The sequence below is a fragment of the Streptomyces sp. M-16 genome, assembly GCF_052114405.1.
GTDB lineage: Bacteria > Actinomycetota > Actinomycetes > Streptomycetales > Streptomycetaceae > Streptomyces.
Genome location: NZ_JBFRER010000184.1, coordinates 1 through 1,002, shown reverse-complemented (window position 1 = coordinate 1,002; position 1,002 = coordinate 1). Strand labels below are relative to the sequence as shown.

The following is a 1,002-nucleotide window of genomic DNA, read 5'->3' as shown; positions in this document are numbered from 1 at the left end:
GCCGCCGGTCCGCCCTCCGCGGTGGAACGGGCCCGTCAGTCGAGGTCGCTGTCGATGAATTCGAAGAGGTCCTCGTCGGCGGCGGCGTCCAGCCCGTCGGGGAAGGCCCCCTGCCCGTCCGGGTCGGCGCTGCCGTCCGGCCCGTCCGCGGCGGTGGCGAGCCTGCTCAGGAACGCCTCCAGCCGGGCCCGCACCCGGGACCGCTGGTCCGCGTCGCCGGAGATCTCCTCGAAGCCCGCCTCCAGGGCGTCGAGCGACGACAGGGCCGCGCTCGGCATCTCCTCGGCGAACCGCTCCGCCAGGTGCTCGGCGATCGCGGCGGGCGTCGGATAGTCGAAGGCCAGGGTCGTCGGCAGCCGCAGCCCGGTCGCCCCGTTCAGCCGGTTGCGCAGCTCGACGGCGGACAGCGAGTCGATGCCCATGTCCAGCAGACCGCGCCCGGCCTCCACCGTGGCCGGCGAGGCGTGCCCCAGGACCTGGGCCACATGACGGTTCACCAGTTCACCCAGGAAACGGGTGCGTTCGGCGCCTGCCATGCCCAGGAGCTGTTCCCGCACCCCTGTGACCCCGGCGGCCCCGGTCGCCGAGGGCCGGGCCTCCGCAGGTGTACCGGCGGCCGGTGCCCGCACCAGACCCCGGTACAGGTGCGGGAGTTCGCCCGACGCGGAGCGGTCGCGCAGTTCCCTCATGTCGAGCCGTACGGGAGCCGACAGCGCGGCGCCGCGTGCGAGACAGGCGTCGAACAGCGCCAGCCCCTCCGCCGAGGGGATCGCCGCTATGGCCATCCGGCCCAGCCGGGCCCGCTCGCTCGTGCCGAGCGACCGGGTGAGGTCGCTCTCCTCCTCCCAGAGTCCCCAGGCGAGGGAGGTGGCGGGGAGGCCTTGGTTGTGTCGGTGGGTGGCGAGGGCGTCGAGGTAGGTGTTGGCGGCTGCGTAGTTGGCTTGGCCGGGGGTGCCGAGGGTGCCGGCGATGGAGGAGTAGGGAGGAGTAGAGGACGAATGC

Annotated in this window: 1 protein-coding gene; it reads right to left on the bottom strand. The window is 74.0% G+C overall.

Going from position 1 to position 1,002, the window contains the following annotated elements:
• Positions 1-35 precede the first annotated feature (35 nt).
• The coding region (locus AB4039_RS39810) for a beta-ketoacyl reductase (RefSeq protein ID WP_442273068.1) at positions 36-1,002 on the bottom strand (967 nt) is incomplete at its 5' end.